The sequence below is a fragment of the Sinomicrobium halophytocola genome, assembly GCF_052983395.1.
Genome location: NZ_JBRKIT010000040.1, coordinates 254,980 through 274,255, shown reverse-complemented (window position 1 = coordinate 274,255; position 19,276 = coordinate 254,980). Strand labels below are relative to the sequence as shown.

At 42.1% G+C, this 19,276-nt stretch carries 16 protein-coding genes; 11 read left to right on the top strand and 5 right to left on the bottom strand.

Annotated features, from left to right (window positions below):
• Positions 1–210: 210 nt before the first annotated feature.
• The 4 genes from ychF to mscL all read left to right on the top strand — a co-directional run bounded on the left by ychF (position 211) and on the right by mscL (position 6,659).
• Complete coding sequence (ychF, locus tag ACVBDY_RS17915; RefSeq protein WP_447176831.1) at positions 211–1,302, top strand: redox-regulated ATPase YchF; 1,092 nt, start codon at positions 211–213, stop codon at positions 1,300–1,302.
• A 185-nt stretch (positions 1,303–1,487) separates the two neighbouring features.
• Complete coding sequence (locus tag ACVBDY_RS17910) at positions 1,488–3,344, top strand: DNA topoisomerase IV subunit B (RefSeq protein ID WP_447176830.1); 1,857 nt, start codon at positions 1,488–1,490, stop codon at positions 3,342–3,344.
• A gap of 179 nt (positions 3,345–3,523) precedes the next feature.
• On the top strand, positions 3,524–6,148 hold the full coding sequence (locus ACVBDY_RS17905; RefSeq protein ID WP_447176829.1) for a DNA gyrase/topoisomerase IV subunit A: 2,625 nt from the start codon (positions 3,524–3,526) through the stop codon (positions 6,146–6,148).
• 52 nt (positions 6,149–6,200) lie between these two features.
• Complete coding sequence (gene mscL / locus ACVBDY_RS17900; protein ID WP_447176828.1) at positions 6,201–6,659, top strand: large conductance mechanosensitive channel protein MscL; 459 nt, start codon at positions 6,201–6,203, stop codon at positions 6,657–6,659.
• Between the two features lie 22 nt (positions 6,660–6,681).
• Here the strand turns inward: mscL and ACVBDY_RS17895 are convergent, their stop codons facing one another.
• Both ACVBDY_RS17895 and ACVBDY_RS17890 read right to left on the bottom strand, forming a co-directional pair.
• The gene (locus ACVBDY_RS17895; RefSeq protein WP_447176827.1) at positions 6,682–7,005 is read right to left on the bottom strand and encodes a YegP family protein; all 324 of its coding nucleotides are present in this window, start codon (positions 7,003–7,005) and stop codon (positions 6,682–6,684) included.
• 192 nt (positions 7,006–7,197) lie between these two features.
• Entirely contained in the window at positions 7,198–7,527 is a 330-nt protein-coding gene (locus tag ACVBDY_RS17890) for a YbaB/EbfC family nucleoid-associated protein (RefSeq protein ID WP_447176826.1), read from the bottom strand.
• Between the two features lie 80 nt (positions 7,528–7,607).
• Here ACVBDY_RS17890 and ACVBDY_RS17885 point away from each other — a divergent pair, with 80 nt between their 5' ends.
• The 4 genes from ACVBDY_RS17885 (at position 7,608) to cmk (ending at position 13,291) form a co-directional block, all read left to right on the top strand.
• On the top strand, positions 7,608–9,740 hold the full coding sequence (locus ACVBDY_RS17885) for a S9 family peptidase (RefSeq protein WP_447176825.1): 2,133 nt from the start codon (positions 7,608–7,610) through the stop codon (positions 9,738–9,740).
• 75 nt (positions 9,741–9,815) lie between these two features.
• Positions 9,816–10,868 (top strand): cysteate synthase, encoded by a 1,053-nt coding sequence (capA, locus tag ACVBDY_RS17880; protein ID WP_447176824.1) that lies wholly within the window; start codon positions 9,816–9,818, stop codon positions 10,866–10,868.
• Between the two features lie 156 nt (positions 10,869–11,024).
• Positions 11,025–12,284 (top strand): cysteate-C-fatty acyltransferase, encoded by a 1,260-nt coding sequence (capB, locus tag ACVBDY_RS17875; protein WP_447176823.1) that lies wholly within the window; start codon positions 11,025–11,027, stop codon positions 12,282–12,284.
• A gap of 308 nt (positions 12,285–12,592) precedes the next feature.
• Complete coding sequence (cmk, locus tag ACVBDY_RS17870) at positions 12,593–13,291, top strand: (d)CMP kinase (protein WP_447176822.1); 699 nt, start codon at positions 12,593–12,595, stop codon at positions 13,289–13,291.
• A gap of 54 nt (positions 13,292–13,345) precedes the next feature.
• Here the strand turns inward: cmk and ACVBDY_RS17865 are convergent, their stop codons facing one another.
• Positions 13,346–13,735, bottom strand: a complete 390-nt coding sequence (locus ACVBDY_RS17865; RefSeq protein ID WP_447176821.1) for a LysM peptidoglycan-binding domain-containing protein — start codon at positions 13,733–13,735, stop codon at positions 13,346–13,348.
• Between the two features lie 338 nt (positions 13,736–14,073).
• Between ACVBDY_RS17865 and ACVBDY_RS17860 the strand changes: the two genes are divergently transcribed.
• The 3 genes from ACVBDY_RS17860 to ACVBDY_RS17850 all read left to right on the top strand — a co-directional run bounded on the left by ACVBDY_RS17860 (position 14,074) and on the right by ACVBDY_RS17850 (position 17,887).
• A complete protein-coding gene (locus tag ACVBDY_RS17860; protein WP_447176820.1) occupies positions 14,074–15,240 on the top strand; it encodes a proline dehydrogenase family protein in 1,167 nt (388 codons plus the stop codon).
• 78 nt (positions 15,241–15,318) lie between these two features.
• Positions 15,319–16,974: a DNA repair protein RecN gene (gene recN, locus ACVBDY_RS17855; protein WP_447176819.1), complete on the top strand. Its 1,656-nt coding sequence runs from the start codon at positions 15,319–15,321 to the stop codon at positions 16,972–16,974.
• Positions 16,975–17,077: 103 nt separating this feature from the next.
• Positions 17,078–17,887, top strand: coding sequence for an enoyl-ACP reductase FabI (locus ACVBDY_RS17850; protein ID WP_447176818.1), 810 nt, complete (start codon positions 17,078–17,080; stop codon positions 17,885–17,887).
• Between the two features lie 83 nt (positions 17,888–17,970).
• Here the strand turns inward: ACVBDY_RS17850 and ACVBDY_RS17845 are convergent, their stop codons facing one another.
• Positions 17,971–18,552, bottom strand: coding sequence for a MiaE family protein (locus ACVBDY_RS17845; RefSeq protein WP_447176817.1), 582 nt, complete (start codon positions 18,550–18,552; stop codon positions 17,971–17,973).
• Positions 18,546–19,109, bottom strand: coding sequence for a DUF1697 domain-containing protein (locus ACVBDY_RS17840; RefSeq protein WP_447176816.1), 564 nt, complete (start codon positions 19,107–19,109; stop codon positions 18,546–18,548). The genes ACVBDY_RS17845 and ACVBDY_RS17840 overlap by 7 nt, the downstream gene beginning before the upstream one ends.
• Positions 19,110–19,276 lie beyond the last annotated feature (167 nt).

Below are 19,276 nucleotides of genomic sequence, written 5' to 3'. Positions count from 1 at the left end.
TGTTAAAATTATGTAAAAATATTTAACATTTTAACTGTTTTAAGTTTAATATTTTTGATTTTGTAGGTTTGTGTAGTTTTTAATTAAAGTTTTTTAAGGTTCTTGATTTCTTTTGTGAAAGGTATAAGACTGTCTGTAAGGGTGTATAGGGAAGAATGGTTAATTCCCCTTATATTTGCAGCGCAAAAAAATTCAATACTGTATATCAAGATGAAAGCCGGAATAGTAGGATTACCTAATGTAGGAAAGTCAACGTTGTTCAATTGTTTATCTAATGCCAAGGCACAGAGCGCCAATTTTCCGTTCTGTACCATCGAGCCGAACCTGGGGGTGGTAAATGTACCCGATTACAGGCTGGAAAAACTGGAAGAACTGGTGCAGCCCGAGAGAGTTTTGCCTGCAACGGTGGAAATTGTAGATATCGCCGGGCTAGTGAAAGGAGCCAGTAAGGGAGAAGGTCTCGGAAACCAGTTTTTGGGAAATATCCGGGAATGTCATGCCATCATTCACGTACTTCGCTGTTTTGATAATGGCAATATTGTGCATGTGGACGGTAGTGTTAACCCGGTCCGGGATAAAGAGACCATTGATATTGAGTTACAGCTTAAAGACCTCGATACCATAGACAAACGCCTGGAAAAAGTGAACCGTGCAGCCAAGACCGGTGATAAGAACGCGCAAAAGGAGCAGGCGGTGCTGCAAAAATTCAAATCTGCCCTGGAAAGCGGGATTTCCGCAAGAGCAGTAGAGGTGAGCGAAGAAGAGAAAGAGATCATAAAAGGCTTTCAGTTGCTTACGGCAAAACCGATCCTGTACGTGTGTAATGTGGATGAAGCTTCGGCCAAAGACGGTAACGCTTATGTGGATAAGGTAAAAGAGATCGTAAAAGATGAGAACGCGGAGATCATAGTATTGGCTGTGGCTACGGAAGCAGATATTGCGGAGCTGGAAGATTATGAAGAACGGCAGATGTTCCTCCAGGATATAGGGCTGGAAGAACCGGGCGTATCCCGGCTGATCCGTACAGCATACAAACTTCTGGATCTGCAGACCTACTTTACGGCAGGTGTCAAGGAAGTCAGGGCGTGGACCGTTCCTGTCGGTGCTACGGCGCCGCAGGCTGCAGGTGTTATTCATACCGATTTTGAAAAAGGATTTATCCGCGCCGAGGTTATAGGTTATAACGATTATGTAGCCCTGGGCAGCGAAGCAAAGGTCAAGGAGGCAGGGAAAATGCGTGTAGAGGGAAAAGAATACGTGGTACAGGACGGGGATGTGATGCATTTCCGGTTTAACGTATAATCCGAAATATTAGGAAGTGGCCTTTTTAAGGGCCGCTTCTGTCTTTCATTACTCGCAAATTCATGTTTGCCAGGATTTGTTAATCAACAATATTGCCACTACTGTTGTTGATTAATTTAATTTTTACGTCTTTCATATTTTAGGCGGAGTTCCTATATTAGCATCAGAACCAAACTTCTTATAAAATGTCGCAAACATCTCAGTATACCGAAGACAATATACGTTCACTGGATTGGAAAGAGCATATACGAATGCGCCCCGGGATGTATATCGGTAAACTGGGGGACGGTTCCAGTGCGGATGACGGTATCTACATCCTTTTGAAAGAAGTGATGGACAACTGTATAGACGAATTTGTGATGGGAGCGGGAAAGACCATCGAAATAAGTATACAGGGCAATAAGGTCACCGTAAGGGATTTTGGTAGAGGAATACCCCTGGGGAAAGTGGTGGATGTAGTGTCTAAGATGAATACGGGGGGAAAATACGATTCCCGTGCCTTTAAAAAGTCCGTCGGTCTTAACGGGGTGGGTACTAAGGCGGTGAATGCACTTTCTTCTTATTTTCGGGTAGAATCTACCAGGGACAATAAATCAAAATCTGCCGAATTTGAGACGGGGAACCTGGTGAATGAAGAAGAATTACCTGAAACCTCCAGGAGACGGGGAACCAAGGTGTCCTTTGTTCCGGATGAAACGATATTTAAAAATTACAAGTTCCGGAATGAGTACATCGAACGGATGCTCAAAAACTATGTGTACCTGAACCCTGGACTCACCATAGTTTTTAACGGAGAGAAATTTTATTCCGAAAATGGTCTTAAAGACCTGCTTGAGGATAATAATAATATGGAGGATATGCTGTATCCCATTATCCACCTGAAAGGAACGGATATAGAGGTAGCGATGACCCATAGTAAAACCCAGTACAGTGAAGAGTATCACTCCTTTGTAAACGGGCAGAATACCACCCAGGGGGGTACACACTTGGCTGCTTTCAGGGAAGCTGTGGTAAAGACCATCCGTGATTACTACGGAAAGAATTACGATGCATCGGATATACGTAAATCCATTATTTCCGCGGTTTCACTGAAAGTTATGGAACCCGTCTTTGAGAGCCAGACGAAAACCAAGCTTGGGTCTGCCGATATGGGAGGCGGATTGCCAACGGTAAGGACGTATATCAATGATTTTATAGGAACCCAACTGGATAATTACCTTCATAAGAATCCGGAGACGGCGGAAAAACTGCAACGAAAAATACTACAGGCCGAACGGGAGCGTAAGGAACTCTCCGGTATACGAAAACTTGCCAGGGAACGTGCCAAAAAAGCCAGTTTACACAATAAGAAACTTAGGGATTGTCGTGTGCACCTTATGGATATGAAGAATGAGAGGCGACTGGAATCCACGTTGTTCATCACCGAAGGGGACTCCGCTTCCGGTTCTATAACCAAATCGAGGGACGTTAATACCCAGGCGGTATTCAGTCTTCGGGGTAAGCCGCTTAATTCCTACGGGATGAGTAAAAAGGTGGTATATGAGAACGAAGAGTTTAATCTTTTGCAGTCCGCGCTGAATATCGAAGAATCTTTTGAAGACCTCCGGTATAATAACATTGTTATCGCTACTGATGCCGATGTGGACGGAATGCATATACGCCTGCTCCTGATTACATTTTTCCTGCAGTTCTTTCCGGAACTTATCAAGGAAGGACATTTGTATATCCTGCAAACCCCGTTGTTCCGGGTGAGGAATAAAAAAGAAACTTTTTACTGTTACAGCGCAGAAGAAAAACAGGAAGCCATACATAAATTAAAAGGAAAACCGGAAATAACAAGGTTTAAGGGGCTCGGGGAGATTTCCCCGGATGAGTTCAAGCATTTTATAGGGGATGATATACGGCTCGACCCGGTGATGTTGGACAAAGCGATGTCCATAGACAGTCTCCTGGAGTTTTATATGGGGAAGAATACTCCGGACAGACAGGAATTCATTATCAATAACCTGAAAGTGGAGTTGGACCTGATCGAGGAAGAATAGCGTATATCGTTACAAGTACACCCTGGCGTTTTAAAATAAATGTTTCAATTGGTCAGTGTGCTATTAGCCAATAAATCTGAAATAAAATAATGCGGCTAATTAACTCTTTATCAAATTTACTGACAGGCTAATTAAAATAATAATCACACCGTTAAAGTTTATAAATCTCTCTTATATACATGGAGGAAAATAACGAGAATCAAGATCTGAATAACGAAGAAACAAACGCAGATTCCATAACCCGGGTTACCGGGATGTATAAAGACTGGTTTTTGGATTATGCCTCTTATGTGATCCTGGAACGCGCCGTTCCTGCCATAGAAGATGGTTTTAAGCCAGTGCAGCGCCGTATCCTGCATTCTATGAAAGAACTGGATGACGGGCGCTATAACAAGGTGGCCAATATTGTGGGGCACACCATGCAGTATCACCCTCATGGGGATGCGAGTATCGGGGATGCCATGGTCCAGGTAGGGCAAAAAGACCTGCTTATCGATACGCAGGGAAACTGGGGGAACATACTTACCGGGGATGGTGCTGCTGCTTCCAGGTATATAGAAGCGAGACTTTCCAAATTTGCCCTGGAAGTAGTATACAGTCCTAAGATCACAGAGTGGCAGCTCAGTTATGACGGAAGAAAAAAAGAACCTGTAAACCTTCCGGTTAAGTTCCCTTTGCTACTGGCTCAGGGAGCAGAAGGTATTGCCGTGGGGCTTTCCACAAAAATACTTCCGCACAATTTTCTGGAACTGATAGATGCTTCTGTAAAACACCTTAAAGGGAAGTCTTTTACCTTATACCCTGATTTCCCTACTGCGGGCATTATGGATGTGTCCAATTATAATGATGGTAACCGTGGCGGTAAGATAAGGGTGAGGGCCAAAATATCCCAGCTGGATAAAAATACACTCGCAATTACACAGATACCTTTTGGCTCGAATACGTCTTCTCTGATAGACTCCATACTGAAAGCCAATGAAAAAGGGAAAATAAAGATCAAGAAAATAGAAGATAACACGGCGGCTGAGGTGGAAATACAGGTACATCTTCCTCCCGGTATCTCCCCGGATAAAACCATAGATGCGCTCTATGCATTTACCTCCTGTGAAACTTCCATATCACCTTTAGGATGCGTTATTGAGGATAATAAGCCTTTATTTATAGGGGTATCGGAAATGCTGAGAAGGTCTACGGACTTTACCGTGCAGTTGCTGAAACAGGAACTGGAGATACAATTGCGGGAGCTCGAAGAACAGTGGCACTTTGCTTCTCTGGAACGTATTTTTATAGAGAAGAGAATATACCGCGATATAGAAGAAGAAGAGACCTGGGAAGGAGTAATAACTGCTATCGACAAAGGATTGCAGCCTCATGTAAAGCACCTGAAGCGTGCCGTTACCGAAGAAGATATTGTAAGGTTAACGGAAATACGGATCAAGCGTATATCCAAGTTCGATATAGATAAGGCTCAGGAGAAGATCGAAGCGCTGGAAGGGGAGATAGAGCAGGTTAAACATCATCTCGAAAATCTTATAGAATATGCCATAGATTATTTTACAAGGCTCAAAAAGGTATACGGTGAAGGCAGGGAACGAAAGACGGAGATCCGTGTATTTGACGATATTGAGGCCACTAAAGTAGTTATTCGGAATACGAAACTTTATGTAAACCGGGAAGAAGGTTTTGTGGGAACATCCCTTCGGAAAGACGAATATGTATGTGATTGTAGCGATATAGATGATATTATCATATTCACAGGGGAGGGTAAAATGGTGGTGACCAAGGTAGAGGCCAAGACCTTTATAGGTAAAAACATCATCCATGTAGCCGTATTCCGGAAAAAAGATAAACGTACCGTTTACAACCTGATCTATAAAGATGGAAAAGGTGGCGCCAGTTATATAAAAAGGTTCCATGTTACTGGAATAACAAGGGACCGGGAATACGATCTTGCCCAGGGTAAAAAAGGTTCGGAAATACTTTATTTTTCCGCAAACCCGAACGGAGAAGCAGAAATGATAACCATATTCCTGCGCCAGGCGGGAAGCATTAAAAAACTGAAATGGGATGTGGATTTTGCTGATATCCTCATCAAAGGGAGACAATCCAAAGGGAATGTTGTTACAAAATATGCGATTAAACGTATAGAGCTGAAAGAAAAAGGTGTGTCGACACTCAAACCCAGGAAAATATGGTTTGACGATACGGTACAACGGCTCAATGTAGATGGGAGAGGAGAACTCCTCGGAGCGTTTAAAGGTGAAGACAGGTTGCTTGTAATAACACAGTCCGGAATGGTAAAAACCATATCACCTGACCTTTCTATACACTTTAATCAGAATATGGTGGTGCTCGAAAAATGGAATCCGAAAAAACCCGTTTCGGCAATCTATTATGATGGAGAAAAAGAAAAGTATTTTGTAAAACGCTTCCTGGTAGAGAATGGAAATAAAGAAGAATTGTTTATTACCGAACATCAGAAATCCCAACTGGAAGTGGTGTCTACCGAGTGGAGACCGGTTGTTGAAATAGAATTTGTAAAGCCAAGAGGAAAACAGGCCAGGGAAAACCTTACTGTTGACCTGGAAGATTTTATTGCTATTAAGGGTATTAAGGCCTTGGGCAATCAGCTTACGGCTGACAAGGTGAAACAGGTGAACCTGCTCGATCCGTTGCCGTTTGAAGAGCCTGAAGAACCTGAGTCTGAAGAGGTGAATCCGGAAGATGAAGACGATGTCTTAAAAAAAGACTCCGGTAGTATAGAAGCTTCCGGAAAATCACAGATCCGCCTGGATTTTGAATAAATACACTCTTTATTGGAAGATATTAAAGATGGAGATTTAAAAATGGCAGGAAATGTTTAAGATATATAGGGAGTTTAAGGAGTTTGCTGTTAAAGGGAATATGATGGATATTGCCATCGGGGTTATTATAGGAGCCTCTTTTAATAAGGTAACAGATGTCCTGGTCAGGAAAATACTGATGCCGCCTGTATCCTTGTTGGTTTCCGATGTGAATTTCAAAGATAAAGAGTGGACTCTTCGCGAAGCCGTTATGGGCGAAAACGGAGATGTTATAGCGAATAAAGTAGCGATAGGTTATGGAGAACTCGCGGAATCTTTTCTCGATTTTCTCGTTATTGCTTTTTGCATGTTCCTGGTAGTGAAGGGTATGAACCGTCTGCGCAATAAGGCGCAAAACCCTACGGATATAACGGAAAAGACCCCGAAAGATATCGAGTTACTGGCAGGGATCAAAGATCATATGGAAGAACAGGTAGGTCTGTTAAAAGAGTATATGAAAAAAGAAGATTAAGGACCTACAACTTTACTGCAACTCAAGGCTCTTCCTGTGTTTCTGCTGCCGGGGCATTATTTTTAACTGAATCGATACCATTCTCCATACCGGCTTCAGAGGCATACATCTGGCTGGTGCCGATTATCTGGCCGTTCCCTGCCTTCAGGTTAAAATAAAACTTACCGTTTTTGGCTGTTTTTCTTTCAAACTTGGTTTCATCCTGGGCATTTTTCTTTACCGAAGCTATCCCGTTTTCAGCGGCACTTTTACTGCTGTATGCTTCACTACTCAGGATTACCTGTCCGTTTTTGGCCTTTAAAGTAAAGTGAAAGCCCCCTTTGGTATTCTTTTTTAATTCAAACATAGAGGTACCGTTTTTGGTTGTAAGTAGTAAATATACTAAAAAAAAGAGGAAGCCCGGTGTTAAATTATTGAATGTATCCGGATGTATAACATGAATAAGTGAAACAAAAAGGCCTGTAAACCCGGGTGTTATTTTTGAGAGCTTATGGCGGTTTACAGGCTTTTGTTGTTAGGTTCCGGTAGGTCCTCCTAGCTAGGATTGCTTGAACATATCCATCCCGGGAATGTTGGGCATTCCTTCTTTAGCTACAGAAGCAAGCTCGGCTTCGTTTATTTTTGTCGCTTTTTCTATAGCCTTGTTTAAAGTAATGATCAGGTAATCTTCCAACTGTTCATGGTCTTCCCGCAGAGAGGGAGCTATGTCCACGGCCTTGATCTGCCGATTCGCCGTAATGGTGATTTTGAGCAAACCATCACTTGAACTTTCATCTATTAAAACACTGTCAAGGCGTTTTTTAGTCTCTTCGATCTTTTTCTGGGTTTCTTTGAGTTTCCCCATGATTCCGGTTAAATCTCCAAACATTATTTCCTTATTTTAAAGAATTGTAAAAGCAAAATTATTAAATTGTACTGCTTTTTAAGCGAAAATATTATAAAATCGTTATGAAAAAAATAAGTGTCTTGCTTATTATAAGTGCTATTTTTGCAACATCTTGTAAAAATGAAAATACTTCCAAAGTGACCAAAAACATTATGCCTCCAATTGCGGAAAAAAAACCAACTTCCTTAAAGAAACACGGTGATATACGAATAGATGACTATTTCTGGATGAACGAAAGGGATAATCCTGAAGTTATAGACTATCTGGAGAGGGAAAACGATTATAATGAGAAAATGACTGCACATACAAAGCAGTTTCAGGACGATCTCTTCGAAGAAATGAAATCGAGGATAAAGGAAGACGATGAATCCGTCCCTTATTTCTATAACGGTTACTGGTACGTTACCCGCTATGAGACCGGAAAAGATTATCCGGTATATACCCGAAAAAAAGATTCGCTGAAAGGCAAGGAAGAGATTCTCTTTGATTGTAATGAGATGGCGAAGGAGCATTCTTATTTTCAGTTGAGAGGGATTAATATCAGTCCGGACAATAAACTGGCTGCATTTGGTGTGGATACGCTTAGCAGGAGGATATACACAATCCGGGTGAAAAACCTGGAGACCGGAGAGGTATATCCTCTGGAAATTAATAACACTACAGGAGGAAGTACTTGGGGTAATGATAACAAAACGTTATTCTATACAATTAAAGACCCCAAGACACTGAGATCGGAAAAAATTTACAGGCATATCCTGGGGCAGGAAAAAAAGGATGAACTCGTATATCATGAAAAAGACGATACATTCAATGCCTTTGTGTATAAGACCAAATCCAAAAAGTACATTGTAGCAGGATCACACAGTACGCTTACCACCGAATACAGCATACTTTCGGCCGATGAACCTACCGGTGATTTTAAGGTTTTCCAGCCGAGAACGCGCGGGTTGGAATACAGTATCTCACACTATAACGATCACTTTTATATTGTGACCAATGCAGACGGCGCTACCAATTTTAAGCTGATGAAGACGGCCGAAACCAATACCGGCAAAGAATATTGGAAAGAGGTATTGCCACACCGGGGAGACGTTTTGCTGGAAGATATAGATATTTTCAAGGATTTTCTGGTAGTCAGCGAACGAAACCAGGGACTGAACAAGATACGCATTATGCGTTGGGATGGTAATGAGGACTATTACCTGCCTTTTGATAATGAGACCTATACGGCTTATACAAGTACCAATATAGAGTTTGATACCGATATTCTTCGGTACGGTTATAACTCACTTACCACCCCGCTTTCCACTATAGATTTCAATATGGTGACCCGCGAAAAAGAGGTAAAAAAAGAACAGGAAGTACTTGGAGGTAAGTTCGATAAAGATAACTATAGGTCCGAAAGGATATGGGCTACGGCACGGGACGGTAAAAAAATTCCGGTTTCCCTGGTATACCGGAAGGGGATCAAAAAAGATGGGAACAATCCGTTACTGCTTTACGGTTACGGATCGTACGGTTCTACGATAGACCCGTATTTCTCTACGGTAAGGCTCAGCCTGATGGACCGTGGTTTCATTTATGCAATTGCACACATCAGGGGAGGAGAATATCTAGGAAGGCCCTGGTATGAAGACGGGAAACTGCTCAAAAAGAAAAATACGTTTACCGATTTTGTGGATTGCTCCGAATATCTGATCGATGAAAAATATACATCCCCCAAACACCTTTACGCGATGGGAGGTTCGGCAGGAGGGCTGCTTATGGGGGCTGTGGTAAATATAGCGCCGGAACTCTATAACGGGGTTGTGGCAGCAGTACCGTTTGTAGATGTGGTAACTACTATGCTGGACGAATCCATACCCCTAACTACCGGTGAATATGACGAATGGGGAAATCCCAATGCCAAAGAATATTACAACTATATAAAATCTTATTCACCTTATGATAACGTAAAGGCACAGTCATACCCTAATATGCTGGTAACGACCGGGTATCACGATTCTCAGGTGCAGTACTGGGAACCTGCAAAATGGGTGGCTAAGCTCCGGGAATTAAAAACAGATAATAATTTACTCCTTTTTCATACCAATATGGATGCGGGCCACAGTGGTGCCTCGGGGCGTTTTGAGGCACTTCGGGAGGTTGCGGAAGAGTACGCTTTCCTGTTAGATTTGGAGGGAATTAAAGAGTAATAAAAAAAAATAACTAAATTTGCTCGGTTTTTGGTTTTTATAAAAGAACCGACTTTGAAACCAAATACAAGTTATATGGAACAAAAGATTAAGGCTTACGATAACGTATTAGAACTAATCGGAAATACGCCAATTATAAAACTTAATGGCATAACCAATTCCCTCCAAGGAAATTTTTATGCAAAAGTTGAAGCTTTTAATCCCGGCCACTCCACGAAAGACAGAATAGCTCTTCATATCATTGAACAAGCAGAAAAGAGCGGGGTTCTGAAACCGGGAGATACGATCATCGAAACTACCTCGGGAAATACCGGGTTCAGTATTGCGATGGTGAGTATCGTAAAAGGATATGATTGTGTACTTGCCGTAAGCTCCAAATCCTCAAAAGATAAGATAGATATGCTGCGCTCCATGGGAGCCAAAGTATACGTATGCCCTGCCCATGTAAGTGCCGATGACCCGCGGTCATACTATCAGGTGGCAAGGCGTATGCACGAGGAAATGAAAGGATCGGTTTATATAAACCAGTATTTTAACGAGCTGAATATCGATGCCCATTATAACACTACGGGCCCCGAAATATGGAAACAGACAGGCGGAGCCATTACTCACCTTATAGCCTGTAGCGGAACCGGGGGGACTATCTCCGGAACTGCCAGATACCTCAAAGAACAAGCCGGGAAACACGGTACGAAAGTTAAGGTCATAGGTGTGGATGCCTATGGTTCCGTACTGAAAAAATACCACGAGACCGGAGAGTTCGATTCCAAAGAAATATATCCGTACCGGATAGAAGGTCTCGGAAAAAACCTTATCCCCACCGCAACGGATTTTGATGTGATCGATAAGTTTATCAAGGTAACCGATGAAGAAAGCGCACATACCGCAAGAGAGGTGTCCAAAACAGAAGGTCTTTTTGTCGGTTATACCAGTGGAGCGGTAATGCAGGCGGTAAAACAGCTTTCCGCAGAAGGAGAATTCGATGAAAACAGCAATGTCATTATGATATTCCCCGATCATGGTTCCAGGTATATGAGTAAAATATACAGCGATGAATGGATGCGGGAACAAGGATTTTTTGACAGTAAAAACATTGAAGAGGAACAGAAAATAGAGTATATCAAGTAAGAATTTTCTAAAACATCCGCTAAAATGCGGATGTTTGTTTACAAAATAGGCACTAATAGTTCATATCTTCCCGATAATTTTTGTGAACGAATTCTTAAAATACGTAATTTAGCTTGTTCGTGCTAAAGAAAATTTATCTTAAATTTTGAGATCTACATGAAGGATTTATTTGACAGGATCATTGAAAATAAAGGACCATTGGGAAAATGGGCCTCGCAGGCGGAAGGATATTTTGTTTTTCCGAAACTCGAAGGGCCGATTTCCAATAGAATGAAGTTCAATGGTAAGGAGGTTATAACCTGGAGTATTAACGATTACCTGGGGCTTGCCAACCATCCTGAGGTGCTGAAGGCAGATGCCGAAGCGGCCGCAGAGCACGGTTGTGCATATCCCATGGGAGCGAGGATGATGAGCGGACACACCGATGTCCATGAACAGCTCCAGAACGAACTTGCAGCTTTTGTTAAGAAGGAAGCAGCATATTTGTTGAATTTCGGTTACCAGGGAATGGTCTCAGCCATAGATGCGCTGGTTACCAAAGATGATATTATTGTTTATGATGTGGATTCCCACGCTTGTATCATAGACGGTGTACGTCTGCATATGGGTAAGCGGTTTACCTTTATGCACAACGATATAGACAGCCTGGAGAAAAACCTCGAAAGAGCTACTAAAATGGCAGAACAGACTGGTGGAGGGATACTTGTTATCTCCGAAGGTGTGTTCGGTATGCGTGGCGAACAAGGAAAACTGAAGGAAATCGTGGCACTTAAGAAAAAGTATAAATTTCGTCTTCTGGTGGATGATGCCCACGGTTTCGGAACCCTGGGAGCTACCGGAGCGGGAGCAGGAGAAGAGCAGGGAATTCAGGAAGATATCGATGTGTATTTTGCCACGTTTGCCAAGTCTATGGCAAGTATAGGGGCATTCCTTGCAGGGGACAAAGAGATTATCGATTACCTGAAATACAATCTGCGTTCGCAGATGTTTGCGAAGTCTCTGCCTATGGTGTTCGTGAAAGGAGCATTGAAACGCCTTGAAATGCTGCGTACCATGCCTGAACTGAAAGGTAAACTATGGGAAAATGTTGATGCTTTACAGAACGGTCTCAAAGATCGCGGCTTTAATATTGGTACAACCAATACCTGTGTTACACCTGTATACCTGAACGGAAGTATCCCGGAAGCGATGGCACTCGTAAAAGATCTCAGAGAGAATTATGGTATTTTCTGTTCTATCGTTGTATACCCTGTAATTCCTAAAGGATTAATACTTCTTCGTATGATCCCGACGGCAACCCACACAATCGAAGATGTCAACGAAACGCTTGAGGCTTTCTCTGTAATCCGTGATCGTTTGGAGAACGGAACGTATAAAAGGCTTTCTGCTGCCGTAGCTGCTGCGATGGGAGAGTAGTTTCCTGAAAAAAAAGATATAAAAAACCGGGAACAAAAAAGGATGTTGCAAATAATATGCAGCATCCTTTTTTGTTCCCGGTCTTCCCGAAAAGTAACGTCATAAAATACTCTTTTTGGCGTTTTATAAAAAATGTCCATTTGATAAAAATCATTTTTTCCAAAATACTTTTGGGAAACAATAGGTGATAAGAAGAGATTTTCTTAATTTGTATATGTAGACTGCAATGATCTGTAATGGGGAATTCCGGCGATAGGGCGAAGAGAATTGCTGTTTTTGAAACCGTATTATTTAATAGAATTATTCGAATGAAAAGAATTATTATTGCCATTGATGGTTATTCTTCGACCGGTAAGAGTACCATTGCTAAAAGACTTGCTAAGGAATTAGGTTATATCTACGTAGATACCGGGGCCATGTACAGGGCGGTTACCTTATACGCTATGGAAAATAACTTATTCCGGGATGAAAAAATAGACCGGGAAGGCTTTATCGGAAAGCTGGATGATATCAAAATCCGCTTTGTCCTTAACGATTCTCTCGGATACGGAGAGACATATCTCAACGATGTTAATGTAGAAGAAAAAATAAGAAGTATGGATGTTTCCAACCGGGTAAGTGGTGTGGCAGCTATTTCCGAAGTAAGGCATAAACTTGTAGAAGAACAACGGGCCATGGGAAAAGACAGAGGGATTGTAATGGACGGCAGGGATATAGGGACCGTTGTGTTCCCGGATGCCGAATTAAAGTTATTTATGACCGCATCTCCGGAGATCCGTGCCACCAGGAGATATAAAGAACTGTTGGGTAAAGGGAAAGAGATAACCTTTCAGGAAGTTCTGAAAAATGTTACCGATAGGGATTACATAGATTCACACCGAAAGGATTCACCTCTCTTCAGGGCTCCGGATGCTATCGAACTTGATAATACGGATATGGGGAAAGACGAACAGTTTGAACGTATCTACAATCATGCGATGCGGATTATCCAAAGACAAAGCGAGTAGAAAGATATAACCCCGGATTTTAGTGAAGTCCGGGGTTGTTTTTTAAGGGACTGTCTAAGACAATCGGGGGATAACCAGTTCCTGGTCCGGATGAATAAGGTCCGGATTTTTCAGTTTATCCGTATTGGCCTGAAAAATGCTATTGTATTTGGATGCGTCCCCGTAATATTTTTTGGCGATTTTGCCCAGGGTTTCTCCTTGTTGTACCACATGTCTGTGATATACGGAGGCGTCGGTTTCTTCTACACGTATGTCTGCCTTAATATCAGTAGGCTGGTTGCCGCCTATTTCCTTGATTTTGTCCCAAAGAATGTTTTTTTCGTATTGCGTTTTGGTCGTTCCCTTCAGTTTCAGAATGCCCTCGGCTTCTTCTGCACTGCCGTTTTTGATCTTTAATTCTGTACCCAGATCGAGTACCGGCTGATATTTTGCTTTAACACTCATAGTTTTGTACATTTATTGATTAGAGTTATATCAAATATACGCATTTTGTGAAGTATTTTTAGTGTTAATACTGTCAAATAACCATTATAAAATAGGTGAAATGCATGAAAAAGAGGACGAAATATAAAAATTATTAATACCGGGCTGTCTTTGTTGGAAATTATGCAATATTTTTTTCGACTGTTTATGGTCGATTTTAAACAATTACGTTTATTTTCGTCCTGGAAAACAGCATACCGTTTTCTTATACGGCAACCCTGCTGTACGCAATGCGGTACGGAAAGAGATCGGTAGGTCTTTTTCCGGTATTAAATGACTTTTTTAATGAGAAACAGTAAATGGAAAAAATTTTTGAAGACACAAAAACTGCCTTCGCCCTAAAAACCGATGTGGAACTGGAGAGGGCGTATTTTCTATTTAAGCTGATCGCGAATCAGCCTTTGGTACGAATTGGAACGGCGGTTACCAATTTTGCTATAAAAACACATCTTCCCGTGGAAGGGCTTATACGGTCTACCGTATTCGATCAGTTCTGCGGAGGCGTGAACGAAGAAGACTGTATGCCGGTCATTGATAAGCTATATGAAAAGGGGGTTTCTTCCGTACTTGATTATTCGGTGGAGGGAAAAGATGAAGAAAACCCGTTGGACGAATCTCACCGAAGGGTTATCGATATACTGAACTTTGTCAAAGAAAAAGATTCCATCCCCTTTGCCGTTTTCAAACCCTCAGGATATGGAAGGTTTTCCCTGTTCCAGAAAGTCAATGAAGGTGAAAAACTTACCGTAAGGGAACAGGATGAATGGGACCGGGTGGTAAATCGCTTTGATTCTACCTGCCGAAAAGCACACCAACTGGATGTGGGGCTGTTGATAGACGCAGAAGAAAGCTGGATACAGGAAGCGGTAGATAATCTGATCACCGATATGATGCGCAAGTATAACAAAGAAAAGACCATTGTATACAATACCCTGCAAATGTACCGTTGGGATCGAATGGATTATCTGAAAAAACTGTATGAACAAGCCGAGGAAGAAGGATTTTATGTCGGGATAAAACTGGTTCGTGGTGCTTATATGGAGAAAGAGAACGAAAGGGCGGAAGAAAAAGGATATCCGACACCTATCTGTCCTTCCAAGGAAGCCACCGACAATAACTATAACGAAGCCGTTGCCTATATGGCAGATCACCTGGACCGTATGGCTATCTTTTCCGGCACCCATAACGAAGAAAGTTCGTACCTTCTTATGGAGCTAATGGAAGAACGGGGTATAGCCAAGGACGATCCCAGAGTTTGGTTCGGACAGTTATACGGGATGAGTGATCATATAAGTTATAACCTCGGGTCACGTGGATATAATGTGGCAAAATACCTGCCTTTCGGGCCTGTAAAAGATGTTATGCCTTATCTGATACGCCGGGCAGAAGAAAATACTTCTGTGGCCGGGCAAACCAGCCGGGAATTGTCTTTACTTAAAAAGGAACGGAAAAGAAGAAAACTGTAATTTTTACAGGTAGCATAAATGGGGTATTACCGCATTCAAAAATGTTAGTATATTTGAAACGTATAAAACCATTGTGTATTGTTACTTTCTCTTTCTATAAAAAACTATGCTCTTATAGACGACCTTAAGGTTCGTTTTGACAGGGGACTTACCATTATCACCGGTGAAACCGGTGCCGGTAAGTCTATCCTGCTGGGCGGGTTGTCCCTTATATTGGGTAAACGGGCTGACCTGAACAGCTTAAAGGACAAAGAGAAAAAATGTATAGTGGAAGCTGAGTTTTCCGTAGAGGATTATTATCTGGAGCCTCTTTTTACCAAACTCGATCTTGACTACGAACCCAATACCATCATTCGAAGAGAGATACTTCCCGGGGGTAAATCACGGGCTTTTGTAAACGATACCCCGGTTACTCTCGATGTACTTTCGGCGCTGAGCATACGTCTTATAGATATTCATTCGCAACACCAGACCCTGCAGCTTACCGATAATGATTTTCAGTTTCAGGTAATAGATGCCATAGCCGGAAATAAGGGAAACATAGAAAGCTATAAAGCGAGACTGTCAGAATATCATAAAGCCAAGAAAGAGCTTCAGAAACTTATAGACTTCCAACAGGAAGCAGATAAGGAACAGGATTATAATGCCTTTTTGCTGAAAGAACTCCAGGAAGCCCGCCTGCAACCGGGTATGCTGGAAGAAATGGAGGAAAATTTTGAAAAACTGAGCAATGTTGAAGAAATAAAAGAAAAGCTTGCCTTTTCTTCCCAATTGCTCAGTGATGATCAGAGCGGTATCCTGGTAAACCTGAACAGTATGCGGAATACCCTGGGAAAACTTGCCGGCTATGGCACCCGGTTTGAAGAATTGCAGAACAGGATTAACTCCGCTTTTATTGAACTGGACGATACATTTAACGAAATACAAAATATAGACGAAACCGTCGAAGCGGATCCGGAGCAACTGGAACAGGTAAATGCCAGGCTACAGCTTATTTATGACCTGCAGAAGAAACACAATGTTTTGGAAGTAGAAGAACTAATACGGATTCAAAAAGAACTCGAAGAAAAAGCTTCCGTTACGGAAAACCTGGAGAACGACATAAAGGACAAACAGCTCGAGGTACTCCAACTGGAAGAAGAACTGGATACCAAGGCTTCGAAAATTCACGAGAAAAGGGGAAAAGAAGCGCCTAAGCTGAAAAAATACCTGGAAAGTTCGTTGACAAAACTCGGTATGCCCAATGCTACTTTCCTGATTGAGATCAAACCTACCACATCGTTTTTTGTCAATGGTAAAGACGAACTACACTTTTTGTTTTCCGCAAATAAAGGGACCGGCTATGGAGAATTGAAGAAAGTGGCATCCGGTGGAGAATTGTCCAGGATCATGTTGTCTATAAAAGCTATACTGGCACGCTATGAAAAACTTCCTACCATCATGTTCGACGAAATAGATACCGGGGTTTCCGGCGAGGTGTCCGATAAAATGGGGGATATTATGAAGGAGATGGGGGAGAGCATGCAGGTCTTTGCTATTACCCATCTGCCGCAGATAGCGGCTAAAGGAGCCAGGCATTTTAAGGTGTATAAACAGGATTCAGGAGAAATGACCTCTACCGAGATGAAAGAATTGTCCACCGATGAACGTATCGTGGAGATAGCCGAAATGCTAAGCGGTAAAAATATTTCCGAATCGGCCATATCACATGCCAGGGAATTATTATTATTGTGACGAGATTTAGTTGCAGGCTTCATGTTACAGGATTCAAGTCACCTGTAATTTCAGGTCTGTAACCGCGATTTTAAACCATAAACGACAAACATAACAGATAGAAATGTACAATTTATTAAAAGGAAAAAAGGGAATTATTTTCGGGGCTTTGGACGAAAACTCCATAGCCTGGAAAACTGCAGAAAGAGTTCATGAAGAAGGAGGTACTTTTGTACTTACCAACGCTCCTATAGCAATGCGTATGGGGCAGATAAAAGCACTGGCGGAAAAGACAGGTTCGGAGATTGTTCCGGCAGATGCCACCAATCTGGAAGATCTGCAGGCCCTCGTGGAAAAATCTGTTGAAATCCTGGGAGGTAAACTCGATTTTGTACTGCATTCCATCGGAATGTCCGTAAACGTTCGTAAAGGAAAACACTATACGGACCAGAATTATGATTTTACCGCCAAAGGATGGGACGTATCTGCGGTTTCCTTTCATAAAGTACTGCAAACCCTGCATAAAAACGACGCCATGAACGAATGGGGGAGTATAGTTGCATTGACCTATATGGCAGCCCAGCGAACATTCCCGGATTATAACGATATGGCCGATAATAAAGCTTACCTCGAATCCATAGCCAGAAGCTTTGGATATTTCTACGGAAAGGATAAAAAAGTGAGAGTGAATACCATTTCCCAATCACCAACCCCAACAACAGCGGGACAGGGAGTTAAAGGGTTTGATGGCTTTATCGCTTATGCTGATATGATGTCTCCCCTGGGTAATGCTACGGCTGGAGAATGTGCGGACTATACCGTATCGCTTTTTTCCGATCTTACCAAAAAAGTAACCATGCAAAACCTGTATCACGACGGAGGTTTCTCCAGTACCGGGGTTAGCAATGAGGTTATGGAAAAATTTATGAAATAACAAAACTCATCACAATAAAAAATCCCGTCATCAGGCGGGATTTTTTTATTGGAATAGTATGTATATAATTTTCCTGCCGACAGTTAACCATGCATGGTTTCCTTCCTGCCCAGATTTTTCATTATTTTCGCTTCGTATTCCAGCAATTCCTGCCATTTCCGATCCACTTCTTTACGGTTACCATATTGGCGGGCAAAAGAAAGGAACATGGTATAGTGGTTGGCTTCACTTGCCATAAGGTTCTTATAGAACTCCGCCAGTTCGCTGTCCTGAATATTCTCCGATAGCAAACGAAAACGTTCACAGCTTCGGGCTTCTATCAGGGCCGCATATAACAACCGGTGAACGAGATGCGTTTCCCGGCTACCGCCTTTAGGGAAAAATTTCATCAGTTCCACTGCATACAGGTCTTTACGTTCCCTTCCTAACACCCAGCCACGGGCAATGATCCTGTCGTGTACCATTTTAAAATGGCTCATTTCTTCCTTTACCAAGGCGGTCATGGCCTGTACCAGTTCCGTATATTCCGGAAAGGATACGATGAGGGAAATGGCAGTACTTGCCGCTTTCTGCTCGCAATAGGCATGGTCGGTAAGTATTTCTTTAATGTTTTTTTCTACAATATTCACCCATCTCGGGTCTGTAGGTAATTTTAGTCCTAACATGATTTTTCCGTATTATCAGCTATTTCTATCAGTTTATTTACAGTATTCCAGTTTCTCGTGGTCGCCCGGAGTTTCAGTTTGTTTTCGAAAAGATTATTGGAGAGCTTCGTTTTTCCGTAGCCTTCCGGGCAATAGAGATAAATACAATTGTCACTTATATGAATGCTTTCTGAGGAACTTTTATATGCGCTCAGCCCTGCTATCCGGTCTGCTTCCGGTTTTTCCCGGATAAAGGTAAAATACAGCGCTTTGGTATCCGTTTCCGGATTGTAATACGGATTGGTATCCCGTATAAACATCAGTTCTTTCTTCGATTTTATAAAAGAAGTAATGTTTTCATGCCCGAAAACAGTCTGTATTTTTTCTGTTATCAGGTTTTCCAGTGATACGGCGTCCGCACCGGAAGTATCGTTAAATATGATATTGCCGCTCTGAACATAAGTCGTATTCCCGGTGAACCCGAGGTTTTCGAACAGTTCTTTCAGGTCGGCCATCTTTATGATGTTTTTTCCGGATACGTTGATTCCCCGGAGCATGCAGATGTAAGTCTTTATCACAGGTTGAAAAGGTTTGATGATAAATATTTTAGTAGATGAAAAAAATTGTTTTAGCCAGGTTTCTCGAAAAATCAGTTTACCCCAGCCCTAAAGGGAACCTGATTTTTCCTCGTTTTGCTTCTTTTAGGGCTGGGGTAATCCCAATAACTATTGGGACGAGCAGTTAT

Coding starts and splice junctions, on each gene's coding strand:
- mscL (WP_447176828.1), top strand. CDS start 6,201: ATGTTTAAGATATATAGGGAGTTTAAGGAGTTTGCTGTTAAAGGGAAT.
- ACVBDY_RS17905 (WP_447176829.1), top strand. CDS start 3,524: ATGGAGGAAAATAACGAGAATCAAGATCTGAATAACGAAGAAACAAAC.
- ACVBDY_RS17890 (WP_447176826.1), bottom strand. CDS start 7,527: ATGTTTGGAGATTTAACCGGAATCATGGGGAAACTCAAAGAAACCCAG.
- ACVBDY_RS17860 (WP_447176820.1), top strand. CDS start 14,074: ATGGAAAAAATTTTTGAAGACACAAAAACTGCCTTCGCCCTAAAAACC.
- capB (WP_447176823.1), top strand. CDS start 11,025: ATGAAGGATTTATTTGACAGGATCATTGAAAATAAAGGACCATTGGGA.
- ACVBDY_RS17845 (WP_447176817.1), bottom strand. CDS start 18,552: ATGTTAGGACTAAAATTACCTACAGACCCGAGATGGGTGAATATTGTA.
- ACVBDY_RS17895 (WP_447176827.1), bottom strand. CDS start 7,005: ATGTTTGAATTAAAAAAGAATACCAAAGGGGGCTTTCACTTTACTTTA.
- ACVBDY_RS17910 (WP_447176830.1), top strand. CDS start 1,488: ATGTCGCAAACATCTCAGTATACCGAAGACAATATACGTTCACTGGAT.
- capA (WP_447176824.1), top strand. CDS start 9,816: ATGGAACAAAAGATTAAGGCTTACGATAACGTATTAGAACTAATCGGA.
- ACVBDY_RS17865 (WP_447176821.1), bottom strand. CDS start 13,735: ATGAGTGTTAAAGCAAAATATCAGCCGGTACTCGATCTGGGTACAGAA.
- cmk (WP_447176822.1), top strand. CDS start 12,593: ATGAAAAGAATTATTATTGCCATTGATGGTTATTCTTCGACCGGTAAG.
- ychF (WP_447176831.1), top strand. CDS start 211: ATGAAAGCCGGAATAGTAGGATTACCTAATGTAGGAAAGTCAACGTTG.
- ACVBDY_RS17850 (WP_447176818.1), top strand. CDS start 17,078: ATGTACAATTTATTAAAAGGAAAAAAGGGAATTATTTTCGGGGCTTTG.
- ACVBDY_RS17885 (WP_447176825.1), top strand. CDS start 7,608: ATGAAAAAAATAAGTGTCTTGCTTATTATAAGTGCTATTTTTGCAACA.